5 protein-coding genes are annotated in these 4,076 nt (G+C 43.5%); 3 read left to right on the top strand and 2 right to left on the bottom strand.

Features of this window, described 5'->3' with window-relative positions:
- Positions 1–394: 394 nt before the first annotated feature.
- Positions 395–2,230 (bottom strand): group II intron reverse transcriptase/maturase, encoded by a 1,836-nt coding sequence (gene ltrA / locus F6K57_RS38445; protein ID WP_293073803.1) that lies wholly within the window; start codon positions 2,228–2,230, stop codon positions 395–397.
- 186 nt (positions 2,231–2,416) lie between these two features.
- On the opposite strand from ltrA, the gene F6K57_RS38450 reads away from it, so the two are divergent.
- Complete coding sequence (locus F6K57_RS38450) at positions 2,417–2,731, top strand: hypothetical protein (protein WP_293068397.1); 315 nt, start codon at positions 2,417–2,419, stop codon at positions 2,729–2,731.
- A 2-nt stretch (positions 2,732–2,733) separates the two neighbouring features.
- On the opposite strand, the gene F6K57_RS38455 is transcribed toward F6K57_RS38450, so the two are convergent.
- Entirely contained in the window at positions 2,734–2,943 is a 210-nt protein-coding gene (locus F6K57_RS38455; RefSeq protein ID WP_293073806.1) for a hypothetical protein, read from the bottom strand.
- A gap of 272 nt (positions 2,944–3,215) precedes the next feature.
- On the opposite strand from F6K57_RS38455, the gene F6K57_RS38460 reads away from it, so the two are divergent.
- Together F6K57_RS38460 and F6K57_RS38465 are read left to right on the top strand one after the other, a co-directional pair.
- Positions 3,216–3,536 carry a DUF2282 domain-containing protein gene (locus F6K57_RS38460; protein ID WP_293073809.1) on the top strand — a complete coding sequence of 107 codons (321 nt, stop codon included), beginning with the start codon at positions 3,216–3,218 and terminating at the stop codon, positions 3,534–3,536.
- 397 nt (positions 3,537–3,933) lie between these two features.
- A partial coding sequence (locus F6K57_RS38465) for a DUF692 family multinuclear iron-containing protein (RefSeq protein ID WP_293073812.1) occupies positions 3,934–4,076 on the top strand: 143 nt, incomplete at its 3' end.

The raw sequence follows: 4,076 nt of genomic DNA on the forward strand, positions 1-4,076 counted from the left end.
TGCCACATCTTTCATCTTTCAAGTGGGTGAGGTACAAATTTCTGGGTTTTAGGGAGTAGGGAGCAGGGAGTAGGGAACAGGGAGTAGGGATCAGGGAGTAGGGAGCAGGGAGTAGGGAGCAGGGAGCAGGGCAGAAACTTCAGATGTACCTCACGCTTACTAGGAAACTATTATTACGGTTGAACCTCAAAAAATGGTTTCTTCTTGAAAGGGTGATTGACAATGATAAAGCTATTGGTAACTACAAAAGCATTAGTGGGTGGATCTCACTTTGGCAAAAACACTTAGCACAATAGAAATCGGATAGGTCAGAGGGATTGCTCCCTCTTCGCCTCCTTAGCACCGTGCGAACAAGTCTCCAAGTACACGGCGCAACCAATTCCAAAAGAACACGTTATCTTTTATCCAGCTTTTCCCCCTTGAACTTCCGGTTTTGTACCTTTTGGCTTTTGTTCCGGGTCTTCGGGGAGGATTTAATCCCTCGAAACAGTTTATCCTGTATCTGCGGATTGCTAGCACCCAAGGCGTGGATGGTCTTATGGCAGTCTTCGTGGACATACACTAGGTTATTGTATTTATCCTCACCACCTTCGCTACGCGGGATGATGTGGTGTAAATGAACCTGATTGTAATTTCCTAGTGGTTGACCGCAATATGGACAAACGTATTGTTGCCGTAAGGCTATCTTATTTTTGCCCTTGGGAAGTCTTCCTTCTGCGGTCTTTTTGGCTGGTGATTTCTCCCTTTTTTCCCAATATTCTTTCAAATCCGGGTTATCCGGTGAGAAGTTATGTGTTACCAGAGTATGTCTGGTAATTTTTGTCCATTGTGCCTTTTCCAGATACAGGTCTTTTGAGCCAAAAACATACTGGTCTTCTCTACCTGGGCAGAACTTCCCATAATGTTTCTTCTTAATCCATTCCCAGGATTTTTGGCCGTATTTCCTTTTGCCCCATCGAACTAATTTCCAGTTTACGTATTGTTGTAGTTTGGAGAAAGTCTCTTTGGCTACAACTCCACTGTGATAGTTAGTCCATCCCCTGATGATGGGTTGAAGCTTGGGAATTATGCTTTCTGGGGATGCCCCTTTAAGCTTGGCCATTTCTATTTTGATTTTCTTCTTGATATTTTTGAGGCTTTTGTCGGATGGTTTGATGAATGTGATGAACCCTGTTCTTTTGGTGGTTGTCTTATATTTCCTGAAATTCCATCCTAGAAAGTCAAATCCTTCGGTTAGATGAGTTATCCTGGTCTTTTCCTCTGATAGAGTTAATCCTTTTTTGGTCAACCACTTTCTTGTGATTTCCTTAGCATTTGCGGCATCTTCTTTGGTCTCGGTAAGGATTACAAAGTCATCCGCAAAGCGAACTAGTGTTCTATTTGAGGTGTTGTACCAGGAAGGTTTACCGTTCCTTGAATCTTTCCTTTCCTTGTAAGTTATTCCTAGTTCTTCTTCCAATCCATGTAGGGCTATGTTGGCTAGGAGAGGGCTTATTATTCCCCCCTGTGGGGTGCCCGAATCTGTTGGGTGAAATGTGTTTTTATCCACATATCCTGCCTTTAGCCATTTTTCAATAGCCCCTCGGGCTGGAAAATTTCCTATGGAATCTAATAGGGGTTGATGGGCTATGTTGTCAAAACATCCTTTTATGTCTGCTTCTACTACCCACCACTTCCTATTTTTTTCGCCATTGATATTCAAGAAGATTCTTTGGCGGGCGTCGTGAGTACTTCTTTTTGGTCTGAATCCATAAGATGTACCCTCGAATTGAGCTTCCCATGTTGGCTCCAGCGCATTTTTGACAATGGCTTGCAAACATCTGTCGGTGATACTTGGTATCCCTAATGGTCGTTGTTTACCATTGCTTTTAGGTATATAGATGCGTTTGGTTGGTTTGGGAGACCATGACTTTAAGGTAGATAAGGTTTGTACCATCTGCTCCCTCTGTTGTGGGTTCAGACATTTTTCCTTATCCAATCCTGCTGTCTTTCTGCCCTTATTTTCCTGGGTGACTCTTTTGACCGATACCTGGATGTTGCTATAACTCCTGAGCATTAATCTCTGGAGTTTGTTAACTTTTTTCCAGTTGCCTTCACGTGTCGCTTTGAAAATACGTTGTCTTAATTTCCTTACCTGACGGTGGGCTTCTTTCCAATTGATGGAATGCCAATCGTTAGGTTGTTCTGTTACGATCCTCCCGTCCGAAGACGTTAGTTCAATCTTTTCCATATACAATTTAAGGTAATCAATCACGTAGTTCCTTTGCTCGGAATCAGCTCTGAAATTCAGCGCTCTTTCGAGTGAGGGATTTTTCTTTTTACCCTCTATCCGACCGGTTATTTATTCCCGTTCCCTTTCAGGTTGTCGGCTTTTGCAAGGTTCAGACTTCTACCGGACCCAGAGTTATACCTCCTCTTGCGATTTGGCTACCCTGTGTATCGACCTGACACCAGGGACTCCATCTCGGCTTACCCGGTTACACACATTGAAGATACGAATCTGAGGTTGCCGTCTTTACACCGAGTCCTTTTTGAGATTCGACTGAATATTAGCCGATATCCAGTCCTTGGAGCTTATATCCCCATCATCGGTTTGATCAGGGATATTCATGTTTACGGTGCCTTTGAACAACGGTTCGTGTCCCTCAACCCTTTGATTCTTTCCCTGTTCGGTTATCACCTATCCGATGGTTCGGTTCAAACTTACTTTCTCTCTAGCTGTGAGACCTAAATCTACGGGTTATTACCAGTTTCAGTCGAAACCAGACATTCCTTCGATTCATGCCCCTTTGAGTGGGAACCAGCCTGAATCTTAGGCTGTGGAAGGCTTTTTACCCCTTCCACTTCAATGAGCGCCTTCTTCGGTCGCCCGGCTAATATCATGTTATGATAGTTACCCTTAATAAAAATCTCCCCCATCTCCCCATCTCCCCATCTCCCCATCTCCCCACACTTCCCACACTTGCGGGAGTGATAGATTTACAACAAAAAGCTGATAGCTGATAGCTTAAGTCCTTTGTTTCCAAAGGTTTTCAAATGTTCTATCCTATTTTAATAACTTTCTCAGGGTTATCTCATACTTTTCAAAGACTCAGTTAAGATAGGTTAAATACTTTAAATAATAATTACATAGATTGGAATTAAACCAACACTGTTTTAGGTTAATTCTGTCTACGGACTTACGAGTCAGTTCTGATATTCGGGAGAGTTATGTCATGAAAGATATGAAAAAAACTGTAATGGTAAGCGCTGCCTTGACTAGTGTCTTGGCTCTAGGTTTAGGTGTAGCATCTGAAAACGCCTTGGCCGGTAAGGAAGGAATGGAAAAATGTGCTGGTATCGTTAAGGCGGGTCAGAACGATTGTGGCACCAGCAAGCATGATTGCGGCGGGATGGCTAAGGTAGATAGCGATCCCGAAGAGTGGATCTACGTTCCTGAAGGCACTTGCAACAAGATTGTTGGTGCAACGATTGTAGGAGAACCAACCTCCAGCCAGGAAACTGAAAAGCCAACCGAGAGTGCGCAAGCCAATTAAACGAAGCTATCAGCAGGCTGGGCACTCAGCTATCAGCTTATGAATCATGGCTGAGTAGGGTTATGTACACAGATCCCCCCTAACCCCCCTTAAGAAAGGGGGGAATTAGATTCAGCTGAGTAGCGTTATGTATACCGATCCCCCCTAACCCCCCTTAAGAAAGGGGGGAATTAGATTCAGCTGAGTAGGGTTATGTACACAGATCCCCCCTAACCCCCCTTAAGAAAGGGGGGAATTAGATTCAGCTGAGTAGGGTTATGTATACAGATCCCCCCTAACCCCCCTTAAGAAAGGGGGGAATTAGATTCAGCTGAAATGCTTCGTGCTGATACCTTACCACTACCATGGATAAATCCTAACAATAATGTCATGAAAACAATGTCATGAAAACAATGCTATGACAACTCACCTTCCTTCAGCTTCAATTAACGGTGCTGGAATCGGTTTACGCTCCGCCCATTATCAAGATATCCTTACTCATAAACATACTATACCTTGGTTTGAGGTATTATTAGATAATTATTTAACGTCTCAGGGTTT

This window comes from Moorena sp. SIO4A5 (assembly GCF_010672005.1).
Lineage (GTDB): Bacteria > Cyanobacteriota > Cyanobacteriia > Cyanobacteriales > Coleofasciculaceae > Moorena.